The sequence below is a fragment of the Microbacterium sp. NPDC096154 genome (assembly GCF_040302945.1).
Taxonomy (GTDB): Bacteria; Actinomycetota; Actinomycetes; order Actinomycetales; family Microbacteriaceae; genus Microbacterium.
This window is the reverse complement of the sequence record NZ_JBEOSM010000003.1, coordinates 214,931-237,375: the sequence shown is the minus strand read 5'-3', so window position 1 is coordinate 237,375 and position 22,445 is coordinate 214,931. Positions and strand designations below refer to the sequence as shown.

Here is a 22,445-nt window from a genome sequence, read left to right as displayed (position 1 = left end):
TCGTCGCGGGCCGGGGCGGCGCGCCTCGGCCCGCGAGCCGTCGCACGGCTGCAGTCAGCCCCCCTCGGGCGCGACGAGATCGGGGAAGTGGTGGGTCAGCTCCAGCGCGAGCTGCACCTCGAGCGGGCGCGAGGACACCGCCCCGCCGATGATGTCGCTCGCCTGGGCGACCCGATAGGCGACGGTGGTCGGGGCCACGTGCAGCGCACGGGCCACCGCGACGCGGCTGTTTCCCTCGGCGAGGTAGAGGCGCACGGTCTCGCGCAGCTCGGCGAACCGGTCGCCCGGCTCCAGCAGCCCGCCCAGCACCCGCCGCGCGAACCGCGCCGCCTGGGGCCGGTCGGCGACGGCGAGACCCAGCAGGGCGACGTCGTCGTACTCCCAGAACTCGCCGCTCGCGGCGGCGCGTCCGACCCGCGCCGCCACGGCAGCGCCATGATGGCTCTGACGGAAGCCGTCGAGCCCGCTGGCGGCGGGGCCGAGGGCGACACGCAGCCATGCGGGGCGCTCGATCGCGCGCACGCGCGTGCCGGCGTCGGCGGGCGGGTCGCCCGGGAACGACCACCACAGCTGCGCCATGCCGTCCTGCTGGAACGACACCATGCGGCGGGCGCCGAGCTTCTCGGCCACGGTGAACGCCCACTCGTCGACCTTGCTGTCGCGGTCGTCCACGTAGCCGCCGACGCCGTTCCACACCAGGGCGTGCAGGTGCCCGCCGTGGAGGCGCGCGCCGAGCATCTCCTCGGCGTCGGCGGGCGGCTCGCCGCCCGCGGCGACGTCCAGCAGGATGCGCACGCGGTCTTCGGGCAGGCGGCCCCGCCACGCGCGGCGCTCCTCCTCGTACGCCTCGCTCAGAACCGAGACGAACGCGTTCCCGTAGGGGAACATCACCTGGTTCATCCGCTGGATCATCTTCATGTGGTTCTCGGCGGGCACCAGGCGCTCGAGCGCGGCCAGCAGCTCGTCCTGGCTCGCCGTGTGACTCGCCCAGATCTTGTGGGTCAGCGTCTCGAGCGGCATGCCCTGCCGGAACGCGTTGCGGGCGACGGCCAGCATCTCCTTGCGCCGCACGAGCTCGCGATCGAAGTGCCCGCGGTGCAGCATGATGAGCGCCGTCAGCAGGCCGTTCTCGCAGCCCTCGAGCTCGTGCCCGGTGGAGCCCCGCGGCACGACCTCGGTGTCGAGCGCGCGCAGCCGCGCCACGATGCGCGCCGCGGTCTCGACGGCCCACGCTGCCGGCCCCTGGCCGAGCTCGCGCACCGCCTCGCCGATCACCGCCGGCTGCGTCGCGTGCCGGTCCTGAAGCTCCTGGCGGGTCCAGGGGCCGTCGGACGGCTCAAGTCTCTCGATCCACTCCATCGTGAACCTCCCGGACGAGAACCTACAGCACGTGGCGCGCGCCTCACGTCGGTCGGTACCCGTGCCCTCAGAGCGGAACAGATGCTGTGCTGTGCGCACAGTCGGAAGGTCGGGAATTGGCTCGCGCGACGCGTGATGGCGGCATGCGTTGTGCGTAACGTGAGGCCGGGCCCAACGGAGGGACCGGGGGAGCCCGAGGAGGAGCAGCAATGCTGAAGCTCATGGACTCGCGACTGTTCCGCACCGTCGCGGGCAAGTTCCCCAGCGGCGTCACGGTCATCACGACGACGTCGGCCGACGGGGCCGTGCACGGCATGACCGCGAACGGATTCATCTCGGTGTCGCTCGAGCCGCCTCTGGTGCTCGTCTCGGTCGGAGAGCACACCCGCACGCACCAGCGTCTGACGGAGAACGACCGCTACGCGGTCAATGTGCTCGGGCACGAGCAGAAGCCGGTCGCCCTGCACTTCGCGGGCCGGCCCGGCGAGGTGGCGCCCGAGTACGAGTGGATCGAGGGGCACCCCTTCATCAAGGGCGCGATCTCCAAGATGCTGTGCCGCATCGTGGATCGTCACAAGGCCGGCGATCACACGCTGTTCATCGGCGAGGTCGACTTCGTCGAGCACAGCCCGGGGGAGCTGCCCCTCGTGTTCTCGAACGGTCAGCTGTTCTCGCCGCTGGAGCGCGACGAGCAGGGACGGCCGCTCCCGTGACCTGCCGGGGCGGCCGCGCCCTCTGGCCCGCCCTGACAGCGAAGCGCCCGCCGATCGATGCGTCGATCGGCGGGCGTCGTCGTTCTCAGAGCCCGAACACGCGCGTCGCGATGCCCTCGAAGAACTCGCGCTTCTCGTCGTCGGGATACGGCAGCGCGTCCATGTCGGCGACCTCGTCGGCCACGAACTGGTAGGGGTAGTCCATCGCGTACATCACCCGGTCGGCCCCGACGACCGAGCGGGCGAACGAGATCGCAGGCTCCCACGGCATGCCGCTGGTGGTGAGCCAGATGTGGGTCTTGAGGTACTCGCTGGGGCGCTGCTGCAGCGGCTTGATCGCCTCGTAGCGCCCCGAGGCGACCTGCTTGGCGTGCATGTGGTCGATGCGATGCAGGAAGTACGGCACGCCCTCGCCGAGATGCCCCACGACCACCTTCAGGTTCGGCAGCCTGTCGAACAAGCCCGAGGTGATCATGCGCAGCAGGTGCAGGCCGGTCTCCGCGGCGAATCCCCACACCGCCCCGTCGAGCCCCGCCTCGTACCAGGGGCGGATCGCCGACCCCGGGAGCGTCTGCGGGTGCAGGTACACCGGCACCCCGAGGTCGGCCGCCTTCTCGAGGATCGGGAAGAACCGCGGATGATCCAGGTACTGCCCCTTCACATGCGAGTTCGCGATCAGACCCTTCAGCCCCAGCTGCGTCACGGCGCGGTCGAGCTCGTCGATCGCCGACGGCGCGTCCTCGAACCCGACGGCGGCGAGCCCGGCGAACCGCGTCGGGTGCGCCGCGACCGCCTCTCCGATCCGGTCGTTCGCCAGCTGCGCGGCCCACTTCGCGGTCTCGACGTCGAGCACCTGCGTGCCGGGCGACGTCAGCGAGAGGATCTGCATGTCGATGCCGGTCGCGTCCATGTCGGCGATGCGCCGCTCGCCCAGGTCGGTGATCCGCTCGATCACGCCGCGCGGCTGCGGATGATCCGATCCGAGGAAGTACCCCATGAGCGACACGAATCCGAGGTCGGCTTCGCCCGATGCGAGCACCTTGCGGTACTCGTCGAGCACCTCGGCGGGCGCGTAGGCCTCTTCGACGGCGATGCGCCGGTACGGCGGACGGGCAGTGGGGGTCACGCGGTCACCTCTTCTTCCGTGGGTTCTTGTGCGGGTTCTCCGGTGGGCGCTTCCGTGGCGGCGGCGTCCGACGACAGATGGTCGGTGATCGAGGACCACTGCTCGATGCCGGGCAGCTGGGCGGATGCGTCGGAGAAGCCGACGATCGCGTGCAGCTCGGTGCAGTGCTCGAGCGAGTGCATCCCGTGCGTGCGCCCCAGCCCCGACTGCTTGATACCGCCGAACGGCACGAGCGGCACCGACGCGCCCAGCCGGTGCGCGTTCAGGTACGTGTTGCCGGCCTCGATGCGCGCGGCCACGGCCTCGGCATGGGCGAGGTCGGATGACCACACCGACGAGGCCAGCCCGAACTCGGTGCGGTTGGCCTCGGCGATCACCTCGTCCTCGGTGTCGAAGGGGATGATCGGGATGATCGGCGCGAACTGCTCCTCGAGCACGAGCTCCGCGTCGCGCGCGATGTCGGTCACGACGGTCGGGGCGACGTAGTTGCCCTCGTCCCACCGGGCCGACGCGGCGCGCACGCCCACGGTGCGCACGACCGCGCCGGCATCCTGTGCCTCGCGGATCAGGCGCTGCGCGTTGGCGTAGCCGTCGGGCGTCGTCATGGGGCCGATGTGCGCATCCGGGTCGAGCGGTGCGCCGACCACGATCCGCGACGCGGCCGCCGTGAAGCGCTCGACGAACTCGTCGCAGCGGCTGCGGTGCACGTAGATCCGCTTGATGTTGAAGCAGATCTGTCCGCTCATGCCGAAGGAGCCGGCGACCAGCTCGGTGATGGTGCGGTCGTCGAGGCGGGCGTCCGCGAGCACGATCGCGGGATCGTTGCCGCCGAGCTCCAGGGCCACCTTCTTGACCGTTCCGGCCGCTGCGGCCTGGATCCGGCGCCCGGTCTCGGTGCCGCCCGTGAACATCACCGCGCGGATGGCGGGATGCTCCACCAGCGCCTGCCCGACGACCGAACCGCGCCCCGGCACCACGTTGAGCACGCCCGCCGGCAGCAGCTCCGCCATCAGGCGCAGCAGCGCGGTCAGCGCGAGCGGCGCCTCCGCGGCGGGCTTGACGACTACCGTGCATCCGGACGCGAGCGACGGGGCGACGCCGTTGAAGGTGAGGAACACGGGCGTGTTCCACGGACCGATCACCGCGGCCGGGCCCACCGGCACGTGCCGCACGCGCACGACGTCGGCCTGGCCGGTGCCCGGGCGGCCGGCCAGGTTCTCCGGCTGCTCCAGGTCCCGCACGAGCTGCACGAACGACCGCAGCATCGCGAGGGATCCCAGGACGTCGCCGCGCGCATCGTGCAGCACCTTGCCGGCCTCGCGCGCCAGCAGCTCCGCGAGCAGCGGGGCCTGCGCCTGGACGGCGTCCGCGGCTGCGAGAAGGAGGTCGCCGCGTCGGGTGGCCGACAGGTCCCGCCACGCGGGGAAGGCCGCCCGCGCTGCCTGTGCGGCCGCGTCCGCGACCTCGCGGCCCGCCAGCGCGACCGCGCCGACGGGAGTGCCGCGGTCGGCGGGGTCGGCGACCGCGGCGCGGTCGGGAACGTTGAGCGTGCGGCCGCCGACGTAGGGCAGCGCGGTCAGCCACTCAGTGGGGAAGTGCGATCGCACGATGTGCGTCCTCTCGCCTCGTGCCGGGAGCGCGGAGGCGCTCCGCCGACGGCCTTGCCAGCATGGCGGCTCCTCGATGCCGGCGGCCTTGGCCCTCCCGTCAGACTTCGCGGGGTTCATCGGGCGTCGGCGACAGTGCCGGGGCGGTCGCGGGGCGAGAGGATCGCGGAACGACCGCGGCGATGGCGCCGAGGCGATGACGAGAGGTGCGTCGGCGATGGTGACGATGACAGCGGCGGTGGCGGCCAGACCCGGGACCGAGTTCGACCTGCTCGAGATCGAGCTCGAGGAGCCCCGCGACGACGAGGTGCTGGTGCGGGTGCTGGCGACCGGCATCTGCCACACCGATCTGAACGCGCTGTCGGGCCGCCTGCCCGTGACCATGCCGATCGTGCTCGGACACGAGGGCGCCGGTGTGGTCGAGCGGGTGGGGGAGCGCGTCACGACCGTGCGCCCCGGCGACCGCGTCGTGATCGTGCCCGACTTCTGCGGTGCGTGCGACGAGTGCCGCCAGGGTCGCACGTCGTACTGCCTCAAGTCGGGGCAGCTGGTGTTCGGCGGCGTGCGCCTCGACGGCAGCGCCAAGGCGGCGCATGACGGCGACCCGGTCCGCGCCGGATTCTTCGGGCAGTCGTCCTTCGCGCCGTACTCCCTGGTGACCGAGCGCAACATCATCCCGGCTGCCGAGGACGCTCCGCTCGAGCATCTGTGCGCGCTCACGTGCGGCACGAGCGCGGGGGCGGGCGCCATGCTGAACACGCTCAAGCCCGAGCCGCATCACGCGGTGGCGGTCTTCGGCGTGGGCACGGTGGGTCTCATGGCCGTCGCCGCTGCGCGCCTGCGCGGAGCGCGGCGCATCATCGCCGTGGATGTGCACCGCTCGCGCCTGGACATGGCGCTCGAGCTCGGCGCCACCGATGTCGTGCAGGCCGGGCCGGGCGTCGACACCGTCGCCGCCCTGTCCGAGCTGGCGCCGCGGGGCATCGACCGCGCGTTCGACTCCACGGGGGTGAAGGACGTGATGCTGGCGGCGATCTACTCGCTCGGCATGCACGGCGAGTTCGGCTACGTCACCGGAACCGGCGGCGTGCCGCTCGATCTCGAGCTCGACCGCCTGCTCACACGCGGCGTCACCATCCGGGGCATCATGGGCGGCGACGGCACCGGCGGCCTGTTCCATCGCGAGCTGATCGACCTGTACCAGCGCGGCGCGCTGCCGATCGACCGGCTCGTGCGAACCTACCCCTTCGAGAGCATCAACGAGGCCGTCGCCGACATGCGCTCCGGCGTGGCGATCAAGCCCGTGCTCGTGTTCGGGGAACGATGATGATCCCGGATCGTGCGAATCCGACGATCCTGGGCGCCGCGCGCGGCGGATGCGACCGCAGTTCTGTGCATCCGGCCCAGCGGGCTCAGTGCGCCTTGTGCCCCGTGCCTGTGAGGGCGCCGGGCGCGGACGGACAGAATGTGGGAGATGCCGGCGACGGAGCCGGCATCGCGATCGCCGACACCTCGATGGGGAGGAATGCATGGCAGACGTCGTGAGCACGCGGCCCGGTGTCGGGACGCGGCTTCGCCGGGCGTGGGTGCTTCACCCGGAGCGCAACCTCCAGATCGCGATCGCGATCGTGGCGGCCCTGCTGTTCGTCTCGCCCGTGGCGGCCGTGCTGATCGGCGCCTTCCGCACGTCGCCGTTCACGGCGGGGCCCAATGCGGGCGAGTGGTCGCTGCAGCCGATCCTGGAGGTGATGGGCAGCGACCGCACGTGGCTGACCCTGCTGAACACCTTCGTGCTCACGGTCGCGAGCGTCGTGCCGGGCATCCTGATCGCCGTCTTCTTCGCCACGCTCGTGACTCGCACCAACGCGCTGGGCAAGTGGGTCATCACGATCACCATGGCCGTGCTCGTGGCGGTGCCCCCGCTGTTCTACGCGCTGACCTGGACCATGCTCGCCGACTCCACGTCGGGACTGCTGAACGTGGCGCTGCGGGGCATCGCGACCGGCTTCGCGCCGGGCCAGTTCGAATACGGTGCCGGGCCCTTCGACATCAACTCCTGGGGCGGCCTGATCCTCGTCTCGACGCTGCGCGCGACGGGCTTCATGTACCTGCTGCTGATCGGACCGTTCAACTCCATGGACCGCACGCTCGAGGAGGCGGCGCGCGTCAGCGGCGCCGGCAGCGTCCGCACGTTCTTCGGCACGCAGATCCCGACGCTGATGCCGGCGATCGCGGCCGTGTTCATCGGCGCCTCGGTCGCGTCCTTCGAGGCGTTCGACGTGCCGGTGATGATCGGCAGCCCCGCGGGCATCTACGTGCTGCCGACCGAGGTGTACAACTACCTCTACGCCGCGCAGAAGCCGCTCTACGGCCAGGCCATGGCGGTGTCGATCATCCTGCTGGTGATCCTCATCGGGTTGCTCGTGCTCGAACGACGGGCGCGCGGGCGCCGGCAGTTCACCACCGTGAGCGGCAAGGGTGCCCGGCAGAGCGTGTGGCAGCTCGGCGCCTGGCGCGTTCCCGTGCTGCTCGTGACCGTGCTGTTCGCGCTGATCGCCGTCGTCCTGCCGTTCCTGCAGCTGCTGCTCGTGTCGGTGTCGCCGTACATGGGCTGGAACAACTGGGGGCAGATGTTCGAGCCCGGCGTGGGGCTCACCGGCCAGTGGTTCACCCAGATCCTGTCCGACCCCGACTCGGTCGCGATCTTCGTGCGCACCGCGGGCATCGCGGCGCTCGCCGCCCTCATCGCGGTCCTGGCGGTCATCGTGGTGCTGTGGGCGGCGCGCCTGGCCCGCGGGCCTCTGGCGGCCGTACTCGACTCCAGCCAGCTCATGCCCATGGTGGTGCCCGGACTCCTGCTGGCGCTCGGCATCATCGTGATCGTGCTGATGGGCCCGTGGCGCACGTTCTACGGATCGGCCGTGCTGCTGATCGCGGGCCTGTTCATCACGGTCGTCCCGCTGGGCAACCGCTCGCTGGCGGGGGCGATCGTGCAGATCCCCGCCGAGCTCGAGGAGGCCACGCGGGTCGCGGGCGGCTCGCGGGCGCGCGCCCTGGTCGCGGTCGTGGTGCGCCTGGTGCTGCCGAGCGCGCTCAACGGGTGGCTGCTCGCGTTCATCGTCGCCTCGGGCACGCTCGCCATGCCGATGCTGCTGGGCGATCGCAACGCGCCCATGCTGGCGGTGAAGGTCTACACCGACACGGTGACCAACGCGAACTACACCCTCGCCGCGGCCCAGTTCGTGCTCTTCATCGGCGAGATCCTCGTGCTGGCCGCGATCATCCAGCTCATCACGTGGGCCATCCGGCGCTCGACCGCCGGCTCGCGCGCCGCCGACCTGGTCGGAGCGTCCGCCGACCCCGACTGGACCGGCGCCGTCGTCACCCGGCGCCGCCGGAAGGCGCTCACGCGCGCGCTCGCCAGTCGCTGAGACGTCCCTCCCCGCTCTGCCTGCCCGCTGTCCCTTCCCGCTGTCTCCACCCCCGAAGCCAGTACCCGAACCCAGTACCCCCTGAAGGAGCCGCATGAACATCAAGCCCATCGCCGGCATCGTCCTCGTGGCGAGCACGCTGCTCGCCACCGCCGGCTGCGCCAGCAGCACTCCCGCCGACGCCGAGGAGCCCGGCGCCGCCCCGGCGGGCGGATCGACGGGCTGCGCCGTCGACGCCGCCGCCGAGGAGATCACCGAGGAGGCCGCAGCGCACATCACCGAGCTGTGCGAGGCGGCCTCGGCCGCCGGGGAGGACGAGCTCAACGTGATCTCGGGCCTTCCCGACGACATGAAGACCACATTTGACGCGTTCACCGCGCGCTTCGGCATCAAGATCAACATCACCAACGAGATCGACCCGGCCCTCACGGCCGACCTGCAGGGCCAGGTGCAGTCGGGCAACCACGTCACCGATGTGCTGCACAACCCCAACGGCCAGAAGTACGTCGATTTCGCCGAGCCCTACCACGTCGAGTCCCTCCAGATCCCCGAGGAGCTCGAGGCGTCCGCGGCCGAGCTGCAGGATCCCGAGGACCTCTACTCGTCGCCGCTGATCGGGTTCTTCGGCCTTGGCACCTTCCTGCCGCGCGCGGGCGAGCTGCAGCCGACGAAGTGGTCGGACCTGGCCGAGCCCGAGTACGCCGGTCTCGTGGGCATGGGCGACCCGACCGTGCCCGGTCCCAACCAGGATGCGCCGATGTACCTGACGCTCAACGGCGCGCTGGACGAGCAGCAGGTGGCCGGCGTGTTCGAGAACGCCGACGGCAACGTCAAGGGCACGTACGGCGACGCGGTCGCGGGTCTCATGCAGGGGCAGTTCGCGTTCCTGTTCGGCGCCCCGTCGTCGGCCGTGTACCTCGCCTCCAAGCAGGGCGCCCCCGTGAAGTTCTCGCTCATGAGCGAGGACAACTACGTCGTCACCCACAAGCACCTGCTCATCAAGGACGCGCCGCACCCCAACGCGGCCAAGCTGTACCTCGAGTGGCTCAACACGCTGGAGGCCGGCAAGGCGGTCAGCAAGGCCGGACTCACGCCGCTCAACACGAACGCGGCAGCCGAGACCGAGAAGGACCAGCCGTGGACGAACTGGAAGAACGCCAACCTGACCGAGATCATCCCGGCGGCTGACATCGACGCCGGGCGTCAGGAGACCGTGGCGAAGTTCAAGCAGATGCTGGGGAAGTGACCGCGGCCGACGCGGACACCTCACCGGACACCACCACCCACCGGACACCCACACACAGAGAGGGCGCGAGGATGCGTTCACTGGTCATCGAGGGACTCGGCAAGCGGTACGCGGGCAGCCCGTTCGCCGTGCAGGACATCACGCTCGAGCTCTCCGAGGGGTCCTTCACGACGCTGCTCGGCCCCTCGGGATGCGGCAAGACCACGACGCTGCGCTGCCTGGCGGGGCTCGAGGTCCCCGACACGGGGCGCATCCGGTTCGGCGACCAGGTCTTCGTCGACGTCGACAAGGGCATGAACCTGGCACCGCACCGTCGCAACCTCGGCATGGTGTTCCAGAGCTACGCGCTCTGGCCCAACCGCACGGTGCTCGGCAACGTCGCCTACCCGCTCCGGCTTCGTCGCGTCGCGCGCGGCGAAGCCGAGCGGCGGGCGAGCGACGCGCTGACCGCGGTGGGGCTCGCCGGCTTCGGGCGGCGGTACCCGCACGAGCTGTCGGGCGGTCAGCAGCAGCGCGTGGCGCTGGCGCGGGGGCTCGTGTCGGCCAGCGGTCTGCTGCTGTTCGACGAGCCGCTGTCCAACCTCGACGCGCGCCTGCGGCTGCAGATGCGCACCGAGATCCGGCGACTGCACGACGAGTTCGGCTACTCGTCGGTGTACGTCACGCACGATCAGGAGGAGGCACTGGCTGTCTCCGACCACGTCATCGTGATGAATCGCGGCCGCATCGAGCAGTCGGGCACCCCGCACGAGATCTTCGCGCAGCCGAAGAACGAGTGGGTGGCCGACTTCGTCGGGTTCGACAACATCCTGACGGTGGACGAGGTCGACTACGAGACGGGCCGCATCACGCTCGAGGGCGGCGGCGTGCTGCAGACGACCGGCGGCGTGCGCTCGGTGAAGGGGAACAAGCTCGCGTTCCGTTCGCGCGACATCGTGCTCGCGAAGTACGCGCACGCCGACCAGCCGCATGGCACGTTCACCGGCCGCGTCACCGCGTCCAGCTACCTCGGAGACGCCTACCGGCTCGAGATCGCGGTGGGCGGCGGCACGACGGTGGTGGCGAACATCCCCGACTCGACCCGCGAGCACCAGCAGGAGAAGTACCTCGGCGACACGCTCGAGTTCGCGCTGCCGCAGGTCGGAACGATCGTGCTCGACTGAGCGGGGCGCGGCCCGCCGGCCGCGCCCCGCTCCGGCATCCACGCAGATCCCGCTCGGCGCCACCGGCGCGCACTCCCGCCGGCCGGGCTACAGCAGCTCGGCGAGCAGCAGGGCCGTGCGCGTCTCGACGGGGCGCTCGAGCGGATCGCGCCCGAGGATCTCCTGGATGCGGCCCAGCCGGTACGTGATCGTGTTGCGATGCACGTACAGCGCCTCGGCGGTGCGCACCAGCGAGCCGTTGAAGCCGATGATGGTCTGCAGCGTCTGACGCAGCTCGTCGCGCAGGGGCGAGGGGTCGAGCAGTGGCCCGACCTCGTGCTCGACGAACCACCGGGCCAGCTGCGGTGTCTGGGCCACCAGCGCGAGCAGCCCCGCCTCGGCGAACGCGACGACGGGGCCGGCCTGTGTGGCGAGGCGGTTGAACGCGTGCGCCGCGGCTGCCGTGAGGTGGGTGGCGCGCAGGCCCTCGGCACCCGCTCGGGGCAGGCCGACCGAGACCAGCGCTCCGCGCGTCGAGGCGATCGCCGCGCGCAGGTGTGCGGTCAGGGCGTCGTGCGGGATCGGCGAGCCCGACAGGAACACCCAGACGGTGTCGACGTCGGCGGGAAGGAACGTGACCGTGTGGCCGGGGTACGCCCGCTCCAGCCCGGCGCGGAAGCCGGCGAAGTCGAAGACGACCCCGACGTCGACTCCCGAGGTCGACAGGATGAGCCCCGTGTGCTCGTCGCCGGCCCCGACGCCGAGCACCTCGCGGATCTGTGCGTCCTCGACGCGCGTTCCGGCGATGATCTGCTCCACGAGCTGGCGCTTGCCGAGGGCCAGCTGATCGGACAGACGCCGGTCCTCCTCGGCCCAGCTGCGCGCGTTGTCGTCGACCAGCGCGTCGAAGTACGTCGACAGGGCGCGGTCGACGCGGCTCAGCACCTCCACGGCCTCGTCGCGCGGCACGGTGTCGAGCACGAGCCGGATGAACGCCGTCTTCCACACGTGATCCAGCGTGCGCAGCCCGCCGACGATGCGGTGGAGGGGGATGCCCAGGCGCACGGCGTCGAGGGTCACCTGATGCTGAGCCCGGGAGACGCGCACGGCCGCCGCGGTCTCGCGCCCGCCCAGCAGGTACCGCATGAGGTTCAGCGAGATCGCCTCGATCGAGCGGGCGGTGTCATGCGCGAGCTCGGCGAAGCGGCTGGGGGCGATGTCGCGGTACGTCTCCTGCACCGCGACGTGCGCGGTGGCGAGCGCCCAGTCGACGACGCGCGGCTCGATGCCCGCCGACAGGCCCTCGATCGTGCGGTCGTCGTTGAGCGTCTCGGGTCGCGGCACGTCGGGCACGTGCGCGAGCAGGTCGGCGATGCGCGTGGTCATGAGCGCTCCCTTGCGCGGCTGGGGGAGTCCTCATTATGCGGGATGACCAATGCGGCGGCGAAATCACGGGCGAAACGACTCTGATCGGCGTTCGCAGTCGTGCGTAGCGTGAGAAGCGGCGGATCAGAGTCGTTCCGCCCGTATGCCAGCAAGGAGCCACGATGTCGACTGTTTCCTCCGTTCCTGCCTCCGAGACCCTGCTCGTGCCGCAGAACGGCGACGAATACCTCGAGTCGCTCAGAGACGGGCGGGAGGTGTGGCTCTACGGCGACCGCGTCGCCGATGTCACGACGCATCCGGCCTTCCGCAACTCCGCCCGGTCGATGGCCCGGCTGTACGACGCGCTGCACGCGCCGGAGACGCGGGACCGCATGCTGAAGCCGACCGACACCGGGTCGGGCGGCCTCACGCATCCGTTCTTCCGTGTCGCGCGCTCGCAGCAGGATCTGCGCGACAACATCACCGCCATCCAGACCTGGCAGGAGCTCGTCTTCGGGTGGATGGGGCGCACGCCCGACTACAAGGCCGCGCTGCTGACGAGCCTCGGCCAGAACCCCGAGTACTTCGGAGAGTACGAGCAGAACGCGCGGCGCTGGTACAAGAAGGCGCAGGAGAACGTCGACTTCTTCGCGCACGCGATCGCCAACCCCCCGGTCGACCGGTCGAAGCCCCTCGAGGAGACGCGCGACGTGTTCGTGCACGTGGAGCGCGAGACCGACCGCGGGCTGATCGTCTCGGGCGCCAAGGTCGTGGCCACGGGCTCGCCGATCGCTCAGTACGTGCTGGTGGGCCACACCCGCGTGGAGGTGAAGGACAAGGCCTTCGCGCTGATGTTCGTCACGCCCGTGGCGGCGCCGGGCGTCAAGCTCATTGCGCGGGCCTCGTACGAGGAGGTGGCGGCACGCACATCGCGTCCGTTCGACTACCCGCTCTCGAGCCGCCTCGACGAGAACGACGCGGTGCTGGTCTTCGAGGACGCGCTCATCCCGTGGGAGAACGTGCTCATCTACGACGAGACCAAGATCTTCGCGTACATCCGCGACTCGAAGTGGACGCAGCGGGGCATCCTGCAGGCGAACGTGCGCCTGTCGACCAAGCTGGGCTTCCTCACCGGCCTGTTCCACAAGGCCGCGGCGGTGCTCGGCAGCCAGGGCGAGCGTCACATCATCACGGCCGTCGGCGAGATGCTCGTGAACAAGAACCTGCTCGACGGACTGCGCGCCGGCATGATCGAGCACGCCGTCCCGGGACCCGGCGGCTCGGTGGAGCCCAATCCGTTCTACGCCTCGGTCTCGGCGGCCATGGGGCCGCAGATTCAGGCGCGATCGCGGCAGTTGGCCGAGAAGTTCAGCGGCTCGGGGCTCATCTACCTCAACTCCATCGCCGACGACTTCGGCAATCCCGAGCTGCGCCCGACGCTGGACAAGTTCTACCGCGGCTCGAACGACCTCTCGGCGGTCGACCGCTCGCAGATCATGAAGATGCTCTGGGATGCGATCGGCTCGGAGTTCGGCGGCCGCCACGACCTGTACGAGCAGAACTACCTGGGCCAGGAGGACGTGCACTACATGTCGCTGTACCGCACGGCGATGGCGAGCGGGCAGCTGCCGCAGCTGGAGGGACTGGTCGAGAGCGCCATGAGCGACTACGACCTGTCGGGCTGGACGGCTCCCGACCTGATCCCCAACACCGACGTCAACGCGACCGTGCGCCGCTGACTCGGGACATCCTGCGCACGAGAGGCCGCCGACGGAAGTCGGCGGCCTCTTCGTGTCTCGTCGCGGGGACGGGGCCGGCGGCCCGTCGGTCGCCGGCACGCCCGCGATCCTCCATGCGGCACGATTCTCAGCGCGGCACGATCGGGATCACGAGGCGCGACGGCGTCTCGCCGCCGAAGTGGACGATCTGCGTTCCCTCGTTCACGTGCTGCGTGTGCTGGGGCAGGTGCCAGTTGTTGCGACGGAAGAGGTCGACGCCCTGGATCACGAGCACGAGCGACTCGCCCGCCTCGAACCGCGTGCCCTGGGGCAGGATCTCGACGGTCGCCTTCGTGGGGCCGCCGTCCTCGAGCGGCAGCGCGCGCTCGTGCTTCAGCACGGGCAGGAAGTCGGTGGATCGCTCGGCGTCGAGCTCGCGGTGCGAGACGCGCAGCCAGCCGAGCGCGGCGGCGCCGTCGTCCCACAGGGCGTAGTACGGGAACCCGACGACCGAGCCGTCTGCGCGCTTCTTGAACACTCCGACGAACAGGTCCATGTCGGCCGCCTCGGGGGCCGACACCCACAGCTCGGCGGTGGCGTGGCCGATGAGATCGGTCGGCTCGGTGAACGTGTGCGTCCACTGTGCGCGGGTGGAAGCGGCCAGACCGGATGCCAGACCCTCGTAGGTCTGGGCGCCCGCGTCGGCGACGACATCCGTGGCGAGGCGGCCGTCGTGGCCGAGGTAGAGCGGCGTGTAGGCGGTGTCGGGCAGTGGCCAGGCCGCCGCCTCGCGCAGCACACCGTCGCTGTGCTCTCGGCGCACCTCGACGGTGACCGGCGCCCAGGTCTCGACCTCGGTGTCGCCGCGCCCCTTGAGGAACTTCTCGAAGAACGCGAGCTGCTTGGCCAGATTCTCGGCGGCGTAGTACTGCTGCCACTTCTTGCGGCCGTGCACGAACAGCCACTTCTGGTCCGACCCGATGCGCCGGAAGCCCTCGAGCGTGCCGCGCGTGTGCAGACCGTGATCGGTCCAGCTCGCGGTCACGAACGCGGGCACCCTGACCTTCTCGAGCTGCGCCGCCTTCGACTCCCAGTACTCGTCGAAGAACGGATGCTCGGCGAACTCGGTCTCGAGGTCCTCGATCAGGGTGCCGGGCGCCGTCGCTCCCCAGCGGTCGTAGATCACGGGCACGAAGCTCGTCTCGGGGATGCCGCCGTGCTTGTAGACCTCCCGGTAGGTGTCGGTCCACCCCTCCCAGGGGTTGATCGCGGCGAGGTGAGGCGGGTTCAGCTCGGCGACGCGCCACTGGCTCACGGTGAGGTACGAGACGCCGGACAGCCCCACCTTGCCGGTGCACCACTCCTGCGTGCCGATCCATTCGATGAGGTCGTGGTAGTCCCAGGCCTCCTCGGGAGCCATGAAGTGCGCGGGACCCGTCGAATGCCACATGCCGGGCATGTCGGTCGCCACCACGGCGTAGCCGCGCGGTACCCACCATGCCGGGTCGGGCGCTTCGAAGCTCACCAGCTCGCTGAGGGCGTCGTCCCTCACGCCCGACCGCGGGAAGCGCTTGCCGATCGGGGCGGGGTTGGCCTTGCCATACGGCGTCCAGCTCGCGATCGCGGGCACGCGCTCGCCCGACGCCGGCAGGAACACGTCGGTCCACATGATCTTGCCGTCACGCGTCGGGACCGGGATGTCGTAGTGCGCGATGACGTCGCCGTGCCGTTCGACGCGGGGTCGCGGATGCGGCGGTCCGCCGCGTTCGACGATGTCCTGCCGGCGCTCGCGGTAGCGGTACTCGAAGGGCATGCCGGTCAGCCGTTGACGTCGATGAAGCGGGCGAGCTTGGGACCGAGCTCGTCCCACGGCGAGCCCACGCCGTAGACCGGCGTGAGGTGGTTCTGCCCGTAGAGCAGGTGCATGGGCGCATACGTGCCCCGCTGCGCGAACCACTCGGCGACGAACTGCGACGCGTGATCCTGGAACTCCGGTTCGTCGTACTCGCTCACCGCCAGCATCAGCGGCAGATCGGTGTCGATCAGGCCACGCAGGGTCGCGTACTCGCCCCAGCGCGACGTGTCCTCGCCCCAGTAGGCGGTGTGCAGGTCCTTGTGCGACGCGCGGCCCACGTCGTAGATGCACGACACGATCACGGCGCCGGCCAGCGCGCGCCCGTGCGGCCCGAAGCCGCCGTGGCCCACGACGTAGTCGGCCACGTGCATGGAGCCGGCCGACTGGCCCGCGAGGAAGATGCGCGCCGGGTCGCCGCCGTGCTCCGCGATGCGGTCGACCGTCCACGTGACGGCGGCTGAGACATCCTGCGCGCCGCTCGGGTAGGCGTGCTCGGGCGCCAGCCGGTAGTTGATGACCACGGCGACCCATCCCTGCTGCACGGCCCACGCCCCGATGTTGCGGAAGTAGGGGGTCGTGTCGGAGTCCTTCGCGCCGCGCACGAACCCGCCGCCGTGCACGTAGATCAGCACGGGGCGGCCGTCCCCGCCGTCGGCGGGTTTGTAGACGTCCAGCACGTTGCGCTCGTGGGGCCCGTAGGCGAGGTCTTTCACGACCTTGACGCCCTCGTAGATCGCCGGGTCGATGTCGGGCGCCGCGATCGCGATCGTGCCGCCCACCATGTCGGGCGTGAGATCGAGCCCGAGGGCCGCGAGCGCGCTGCGGCGCTCCTTGAACGTCTGTGCCATGCGCTTGCCTCCATCGCCGCGGGCGGCGGGGTCGGGACGATACGTTCCGACCCTAGGAGCGGGCGGCGCGATCCCGGGCTATCGCGGGCGACAGCCGATCCCCGAATCACTCGCGTGCGCGAAGTGCCCGCTCTGGCGGCTGCCTCCATACGCTGACCGCAGCCGTCCGCCGCCCGCAGCGGACGCCGATACGAGGAGCAGACATGACGCTCGCCGGTGCCTTCTACAAGATGCACAGCTTCCAGGGCAAGGAGATGCCCTCGACGCGTCTCGAGGCGGAGCTGTACGACGCCGAGATCATCGGCGAGGTGCCGCGCGAGATCAACGGCGCGCTGTTCCGCGTGGGCGGCGACCGCTTCTACCCGACGCTCGAGGACGACGTCATCATCAACGGCGACGGCCTCATGTCGGTGCTGCGCTTCGAAGACGGGCACGTCGACTTCAAGTCGCGCTACGTGCGCACCGAGCGGCTGCTGGCCGAGCGCGAGGCGCGCCGCCGGCTGATGGGCAAGTACCGCAACCCGTACACCGACGACCCGCTGGCAGAGGTGCTCGACCGCGACAACACCGGCAACACGTACGCGCACTGGCACGGCGGGCGCCTCTTCGCGCTGCGCGAGGACAGCCACCCGTACATGGTCGACCCCGAGACGCTCGAGACGAGCGAGGAGACCTGGAACTTCCAGGGCAAGCTCGAGTCGATGACGGTGTGCGCCCACCCCAAGGTCGACCCGGTCACGGGCGAGTGGTGGAGCTTCGGACTCTTCGCCGACCGCAGCCTCATCGAGCCCGTCATGGCGCTGCAGGTGGCCGACAAGGACGGCAACCTCATCCGCGAGGAGAAGTTCAAGATGCCCTGGCCGGGCCTCTCGCACGACTTCGCTGTGACGCGCGAGCACGTCATCTTCGACGTCATGCCCCTCACGGTCGACGAGGAGCGGATGAAGCGCGGCGGCGACTTCTACAACTACGACCCCACGAAGCCGTCGGCCTGGGGCATCATGCCGCGAGGCGGCACGGTCGCCGACATGCGGTGGTTCTACCTGCCGAACACCTTCAGCGGCCACATCATGAACGCGTTCACCGAGGGCGACAAGGTCTACGTCGACGCGACGATCTCTCCCGGCAACGGCTTCTCGTTCTTCCCCACGACGCTCGGGGAGCTGTCGACGATCGACGAGGGCATCGCCAAGATCACGCGGCTGTGCTTCGACCTGTCCGACGACGCCACGGAGCCCACGCAGCACGCGGTGCCCGGATCGGTGGGCGAGATGCCGCGCCTCGACCTGCGCTACCAGATGGACCGCTACCGCTGGGGCTATTTCCGGCACGACCGCGGTCTGGCGACCCTCGACTGGGACAACCAGAAGGTGGATGTGCACGAGCTGCCTCCGGGCGTCGTGGCTCAGGAGCCGATGTTCCTGCCGCGGTCGGAGGACGCGCCCGAGGGCGACGGGTGGGTGCTGTCGATGGTCAACTTCATGGCCGAGAACCGCGCCGAGTTCTGGGTGCTCGACGCCAAGAACATCAAGGCGGACCCCGTCGCGCGCATCCTGCTGCCGTACCGTCAGTCGTTCTCGTTCCACGGCTCGTTCGCCACGCTGGACCAGATCAAGAACCGCGCGCCGCTCGGCGCGACGCGCTGACATCGTCCCGTCCCGATCCGAGGACACCGGGTCGGGACCGGCGGCGCGGACGTGGCCGCGCCGCCGCACGGGCGGCAGACTGAGAACCCCACGACTGCAGAGAGGCAGAAGCGTGATCGATCTGGAATTCGGCGTCTTCGACTGGGTCGACGTCGACAGGCGGCGAAGCATCGCCGAGACGTATGACGACCGCATCGCGGTGGCGCGGCGGGCCGACCGCGGCCGCTTCGAGCGGTATCACGTCGCCGAGCACCACGGCGCCACACTGGGCCTCGCCGCGTCGCCGGGGCTCTTCGCCGCGGCGCTCGCACGCGAGACCGAGCGCATCCGGCTGGCGCCGATGACGTTCATCGTGCCGCTGTACGACCCCCTCCGCCTCACGGAGGAGATCGCGATGGTCGATCAGCTCTCGCACGGCCGGCTCGAGCTCGGCATCGGCAAGGGATCGTCGCCCATCGAGGCGCGCATGTTCGGCTACGGGCCCGACCAGATGCAGGCCCGCTACGACTCGTTCCTGCCGCGCATCCTCGAGGCGCTCGAGACCGGCACGTATCGCACCGAGACAGGGGAGGAGTTCCCGCTCGCGATCCGCCCGCACCAGCCGGTCTTCACGACGTGGTATCCGACCTCCAACCCCGAGTCCATCCAGCGCGCGGCCGTGAACGGCCAGAACACCATCTTCGGCTTCGCCTTCAAGTCGCCCGGCCTCGACGTCGTGCGCGAGCGTCGCGACATCTACTTCGAGGCGCGCGCGACCGTGAGCTCGGACGAGAAGCACCCGCGCTTCGGCGTGCTGCGGCACGTGTTCGTGGCGCCGACCGAGGACGAGGCCTGGCAGAAGGCCGAGGCCGCCTTCGCCGACCACTACGACAACTTCACCTGGCTGTGGCGCCGGCACGGCGTCGAGCAGCCGCCCGCGCCCGACCTGCGTCAGCTCGTGGCCGACCACCTGTTCTTCGTCGGGTCGGTCGAGCAGGTCACGGCGCAGGTCGCGCATGTGGTCGAGACCACGGGCGTCAACTATCTCGCGAGCTCGTTCAGCTGGGGGTCGCTCCCGGTGGCCGACGCGCTGTCGTCCATCGACCTGTTCGACGAGCAGGTGATCCCCGGGGTGCTCGCGGCGCTCTCCGCATCCGTCGCCGCCTGACCGCGCATACCGGAGACCGCCGCGGGCCCCGGCGCCGCGGCGAGCTCCGGTCCCCGAGGGGACTCAGTCCTTGAGGCGCACGAGGCGCTCGTGACCGCTCTCCTGCACCTCGGCGATCTGGTCGCGCGACTTCACGAAATCCGTGAACGAGCGGAAGCCGAGCGTCTTCTCGCTGAAGGAGGGATCCATCCGGCGCATGTGCTGCTTGACCGCCGAGGTGTGCAGCCATTCCGCGTCGTCGCCCTTGTCCCGCCCCAGGCGCAGCGCGCGGTCGAGCAGCCGTGACGCGGCGGCGTGCAGATCCTCGGGCGGGATCTCGTCGAAGGGCACCAGCGTGTCGTCGTCGGCCGGCGCCTGCTTGGCGCGCGAGGACCGGCGGCTGCGCTGCTTGGTCTCGGCGGTCTCGGCGGCATCGGCCGCCTTCTCGGCCGGAGCGGCGGCGGCCGCCTTGGGCTTCTTCGGCAGCGTGACGCCCGGCAGGGTGTCGTACGCGTCGAACTCGTCGCACGCCGCGGCGAGCGACTTCGCCGTCGAGCCGGCGACGCCCACGCCGATCACGTAGCGCCCGAGGCGCTTGCAGCGCTGAGCGAGCGGCACGTAGTCGGAGTCGCCCGCGACGATCACCACGTGCGTGAGATCGGGCAGGCGGAACATGTCCTCGACCGCGTCGACGGCGAGCCGGATGTCCGCCCCGTTCTTCGCGTAGGCCGCTGCGGGGAACAGCTGCACCAGGTCGACCGCGCGGCCCACGAGCTGGGAGCGGTAGATCGCGTTGACGGGCGACGACCAGTCGGCGTACGCGCGCGTCAGCACGAGCGTCCCGAACGACGCCGCGTAGTCGATGATCGCGCCGACGTCGATGGTCGCGAGCGCGAGCTTGTCGGCGACCTCGGGATCGGTCGGGTTCTCGGCGATCTTCTGCCGGTCCTTGCTGTACGAGTTGCGGCCGTGCACGCGGTCGTACCAGCTCATCACGATGTTGTCGAAGTCGAGGTACACCGCGACGCGTGCGTCGGAGGAGTCTGCCATGGGTCCAATCTCTGTCGAGGAGGGCGGAGGAGGGGGGATGCGACCGCGCGGTCAGTCCTCGCCGGGGTAGGTCAGCCCGATCTGGCGCCGGATGTCGTCGAGCGTGCCCATGATCGCGACCGACTCGTCGAGCGGCAGCTCGCGCCCCTGCAGCAGGCCCTCCGACACGAAGTGCTCGGCGGCGATCGCCTGGAACTGCATGCCCCGGCCGTCGACGTGCGACTCGTAGCGCTCGATCACCGTGCCATCCGGGCCCGTGACCGTGAACGACGTCGGCGTGTACCAGACCCGGTCGATGTCGATGCGCGCCTCGGTGCCGACCACGTGTGCCGTGTTGGGACCCGCCGCGCGCGACGACGAGATGGTCGTCGACACGGCGCCGCCGGCGTGCGTCATCACGGTGGCGACCTCGGCGTCGGCCCCCGTCTCGCCCAGGCGTGCGGCCGCCTGCACCGTCTCGGGCGCGCCCAGGATGTCCCAGACGAACGAGATCGGGTAGATCCCGAGGTCGAGCAGCGCGCCGCCGCCGAGGCTCATGGCGTTGATGCGGTGGCCGGGATCGAGCGGCAGGCGCTGGGTGTGATCCGCGAACACGGCGCGGATCTCGCCGAGCGCGCCGGACTCGATGATCTCGCGCACGCGCACCATGTGCGGCAGGTAGCGCGTCCACATCGCCTCCATGACCAGCAGGCCGCGGCTCGCGGCGAGCTCGCGCAGGCTGTCGGCCTCGCCCCGGTTGAGCGTGAACGGCTTCTCGACCAGCGCGTGCTTGCCGGCTTCGAGCACCAGCCGGGCGTTGTCGGCGTGCATCGGGTGGGGCGTCGACACGTACACGATGTCGACATCCGGATCGGCGGCGAGGTCCTCGTACGAGCCGTGCGCCCGGGCGACGTCGAACTCGGCCGCGAATGCGTCGGCCGAGGCCTGAGAGCGCGAGCCCACGGCGACGAGGTCGAGGCCCGCCGTGCGCAGGTCGGAGGCGAAGGCGTGCGCGATGCCGCCCGTGGCGAGGATGCCCCAGCGCAGTCCACTCATGCGAGATCTCCGGTCATGCCTCGAGCCTACGCGGCGGCCACCGACACGACGCAGGACAAATTCGCGGGCGGGGAGCGGGCGGGGCCGCGCGGACGGGTCAGGGCACGACGATGAGCTTGCCCGGTGCGCCCTCGCGGCTGGCGCGCTGCGCGTCGGCGGCCCGCTCCAGCGGGAACTGCTCGCCGAGCTCGACCGAGAACCTGCCTGCGGCGATGAGCGCCAGCGCCACGGGGATGGCCTCGCTGCGCCACGTCTCCTGCTGCGCGGTGAGGGGCTCGGGAGCGCCGCCGCCGAACGCCCGCATGCCGAAGTCGGCGGCATCCGGTCCGCGCACGATGGTCGCGATCCGGCTGCGGTCCTCCAGCAGCTCGAGCGACGCGTGGATCGCCTCGTCGGTGCCTGCGAAGTCGAGGATGGCCGTCACGCCGTCCGGGGCGGCCTGGCGCACGCGCTCGACCAGGCCCTCGCCGTATGCGATCGGCTCGCCGCCGAGGTCGGAGACGCGGCTCGCGCGCGCGTCGCTCGTCGTGCCGAGCACGCGTGCGCCGGCCAGCACCGCGAACTGCACGGCGGCCTGGCCGACGGAGCCGGACGCGCCGTGGATCAGCAGCGTGTCGTCGCCGCGGATACCGAGCGAGCGCAGCGCCTGGTACGCCGTGCCCACGGGGATGCCCAGAGCGGCGCCCACCGCGGCGGGCACGCCCGCCGGGCGCGCGAACACCTTCTCGGCCGGCACGACGAGATCGGTCGCGTACGCGCCGAGCTTGCCCGAGAAGACCACGGGATCGCCCACGCGGAAGCCGTCCACGCCCTCGCCCACGGCCGTCACGTGCCCTGCACCGTCCGTGCCCGTGCCGCGCGGCTTCGAGATCGGAGCGGAGGGCCGGATGCCCTCGCGCAGCTTCCAGTCGATCGGATTGACGCCGGCCGCCTCGATCCGGATCGCGACCTGTCCAGCCCCGGGCTGGGGGTCCGGGATGTCGTTCAGAGTGATAACTTCGGGGCCGCCGAGCTCGGTGTACTGGATCGCCTTCGCCATACGGGCCAGGTTAGCGGCGGCCGCCGCGTCGCGGGGCGTGTCCCAGTTGTCGCCCCCATCCGGCCCCGACACGGGCCACAAGCGGGACATGCCCGAGCGCGTTCGGGCCATAAGTGGGACATGCCCTCGCGGGATCCGC

The 22,445-nt window shown here is 70.8% G+C and carries 17 protein-coding genes; 8 read left to right on the top strand and 9 right to left on the bottom strand.

Translation table 11 applies throughout. The features are described 5' to 3' along the window. Positions 1-54: 54 nt before the first annotated feature. Positions 55-1,359, bottom strand: coding sequence for a helix-turn-helix domain-containing protein (locus tag ABTW64_RS05790; protein WP_350620180.1), 1,305 nt, complete (start codon positions 1,357-1,359; stop codon positions 55-57). Between the two features lie 209 nt (positions 1,360-1,568). On the opposite strand from ABTW64_RS05790, the gene ABTW64_RS05785 reads away from it, so the two are divergent. Next, positions 1,569-2,072 (top strand): flavin reductase family protein, encoded by a 504-nt coding sequence (locus tag ABTW64_RS05785; protein ID WP_350620178.1) that lies wholly within the window; start codon positions 1,569-1,571, stop codon positions 2,070-2,072. A gap of 85 nt (positions 2,073-2,157) precedes the next feature. On the opposite strand, the gene ABTW64_RS05780 is transcribed toward ABTW64_RS05785, so the two are convergent. Together ABTW64_RS05780 and ABTW64_RS05775 are read right to left on the bottom strand one after the other, a co-directional pair. After that, positions 2,158-3,198 (bottom strand): amidohydrolase family protein, encoded by a 1,041-nt coding sequence (locus ABTW64_RS05780; RefSeq protein WP_350620176.1) that lies wholly within the window; start codon positions 3,196-3,198, stop codon positions 2,158-2,160. Further along, entirely contained in the window at positions 3,195-4,805 is a 1,611-nt protein-coding gene (locus ABTW64_RS05775) for an aldehyde dehydrogenase family protein (RefSeq protein ID WP_350620174.1), read from the bottom strand. The genes ABTW64_RS05780 and ABTW64_RS05775 overlap by 4 nt, the downstream gene beginning before the upstream one ends. A gap of 217 nt (positions 4,806-5,022) precedes the next feature. On the opposite strand from ABTW64_RS05775, the gene ABTW64_RS05770 reads away from it, so the two are divergent. The 4 genes from ABTW64_RS05770 to ABTW64_RS05755 all read left to right on the top strand — a co-directional run bounded on the left by ABTW64_RS05770 (position 5,023) and on the right by ABTW64_RS05755 (position 10,645). Continuing rightward, on the top strand, positions 5,023-6,132 hold the full coding sequence (locus ABTW64_RS05770) for an NAD(P)-dependent alcohol dehydrogenase (RefSeq protein WP_350620172.1): 1,110 nt from the start codon (positions 5,023-5,025) through the stop codon (positions 6,130-6,132). A 202-nt stretch (positions 6,133-6,334) separates the two neighbouring features. Next, positions 6,335-8,236: an ABC transporter permease gene (locus tag ABTW64_RS05765; protein ID WP_350620170.1), complete on the top strand. Its 1,902-nt coding sequence runs from the start codon at positions 6,335-6,337 to the stop codon at positions 8,234-8,236. 94 nt (positions 8,237-8,330) lie between these two features. Next, positions 8,331-9,482 carry an ABC transporter substrate-binding protein gene (locus ABTW64_RS05760; protein ID WP_350620168.1) on the top strand — a complete coding sequence of 384 codons (1,152 nt, stop codon included), beginning with the start codon at positions 8,331-8,333 and terminating at the stop codon, positions 9,480-9,482. Between the two features lie 71 nt (positions 9,483-9,553). After that, positions 9,554-10,645, top strand: coding sequence for an ABC transporter ATP-binding protein (locus ABTW64_RS05755; RefSeq protein WP_350620166.1), 1,092 nt, complete (start codon positions 9,554-9,556; stop codon positions 10,643-10,645). A gap of 87 nt (positions 10,646-10,732) precedes the next feature. Here the strand turns inward: ABTW64_RS05755 and ABTW64_RS05750 are convergent, their stop codons facing one another. Continuing rightward, positions 10,733-12,010 (bottom strand): PucR family transcriptional regulator, encoded by a 1,278-nt coding sequence (locus tag ABTW64_RS05750; RefSeq protein ID WP_350620164.1) that lies wholly within the window; start codon positions 12,008-12,010, stop codon positions 10,733-10,735. 161 nt (positions 12,011-12,171) lie between these two features. Between ABTW64_RS05750 and ABTW64_RS05745 the strand changes: the two genes are divergently transcribed. Next, positions 12,172-13,728 (top strand): 4-hydroxyphenylacetate 3-hydroxylase N-terminal domain-containing protein, encoded by a 1,557-nt coding sequence (locus ABTW64_RS05745; RefSeq protein ID WP_350620162.1) that lies wholly within the window; start codon positions 12,172-12,174, stop codon positions 13,726-13,728. A 127-nt stretch (positions 13,729-13,855) separates the two neighbouring features. Here the strand turns inward: ABTW64_RS05745 and ABTW64_RS05740 are convergent, their stop codons facing one another. Both ABTW64_RS05740 and ABTW64_RS05735 read right to left on the bottom strand, forming a co-directional pair. Further along, complete coding sequence (locus tag ABTW64_RS05740; protein ID WP_350620160.1) at positions 13,856-15,520, bottom strand: CocE/NonD family hydrolase; 1,665 nt, start codon at positions 15,518-15,520, stop codon at positions 13,856-13,858. 5 nt (positions 15,521-15,525) lie between these two features. Then, complete coding sequence (locus ABTW64_RS05735; RefSeq protein ID WP_350620158.1) at positions 15,526-16,410, bottom strand: alpha/beta hydrolase; 885 nt, start codon at positions 16,408-16,410, stop codon at positions 15,526-15,528. A 203-nt stretch (positions 16,411-16,613) separates the two neighbouring features. Here ABTW64_RS05735 and ABTW64_RS05730 point away from each other — a divergent pair, with 203 nt between their 5' ends. Beyond that, entirely contained in the window at positions 16,614-18,056 is a 1,443-nt protein-coding gene (locus ABTW64_RS05730) for a carotenoid oxygenase family protein (RefSeq protein ID WP_350620156.1), read from the top strand. A gap of 112 nt (positions 18,057-18,168) precedes the next feature. Continuing rightward, the gene (locus ABTW64_RS05725) at positions 18,169-19,203 is read left to right on the top strand and encodes an LLM class flavin-dependent oxidoreductase (protein ID WP_350620154.1); all 1,035 of its coding nucleotides are present in this window, start codon (positions 18,169-18,171) and stop codon (positions 19,201-19,203) included. A gap of 63 nt (positions 19,204-19,266) precedes the next feature. On the opposite strand, the gene ABTW64_RS05720 is transcribed toward ABTW64_RS05725, so the two are convergent. From ABTW64_RS05720 to ABTW64_RS05710, 3 genes are all read right to left on the bottom strand, one after another. After that, complete coding sequence (locus ABTW64_RS05720) at positions 19,267-20,232, bottom strand: NYN domain-containing protein (protein WP_350620152.1); 966 nt, start codon at positions 20,230-20,232, stop codon at positions 19,267-19,269. Between the two features lie 51 nt (positions 20,233-20,283). Then, positions 20,284-21,267: a Gfo/Idh/MocA family protein gene (locus tag ABTW64_RS05715; RefSeq protein WP_350620150.1), complete on the bottom strand. Its 984-nt coding sequence runs from the start codon at positions 21,265-21,267 to the stop codon at positions 20,284-20,286. Between the two features lie 97 nt (positions 21,268-21,364). Then, positions 21,365-22,396, bottom strand: coding sequence for an NADP-dependent oxidoreductase (locus tag ABTW64_RS05710; protein ID WP_350620148.1), 1,032 nt, complete (start codon positions 22,394-22,396; stop codon positions 21,365-21,367). Positions 22,397-22,445: the final 49 nt, after the last annotated feature.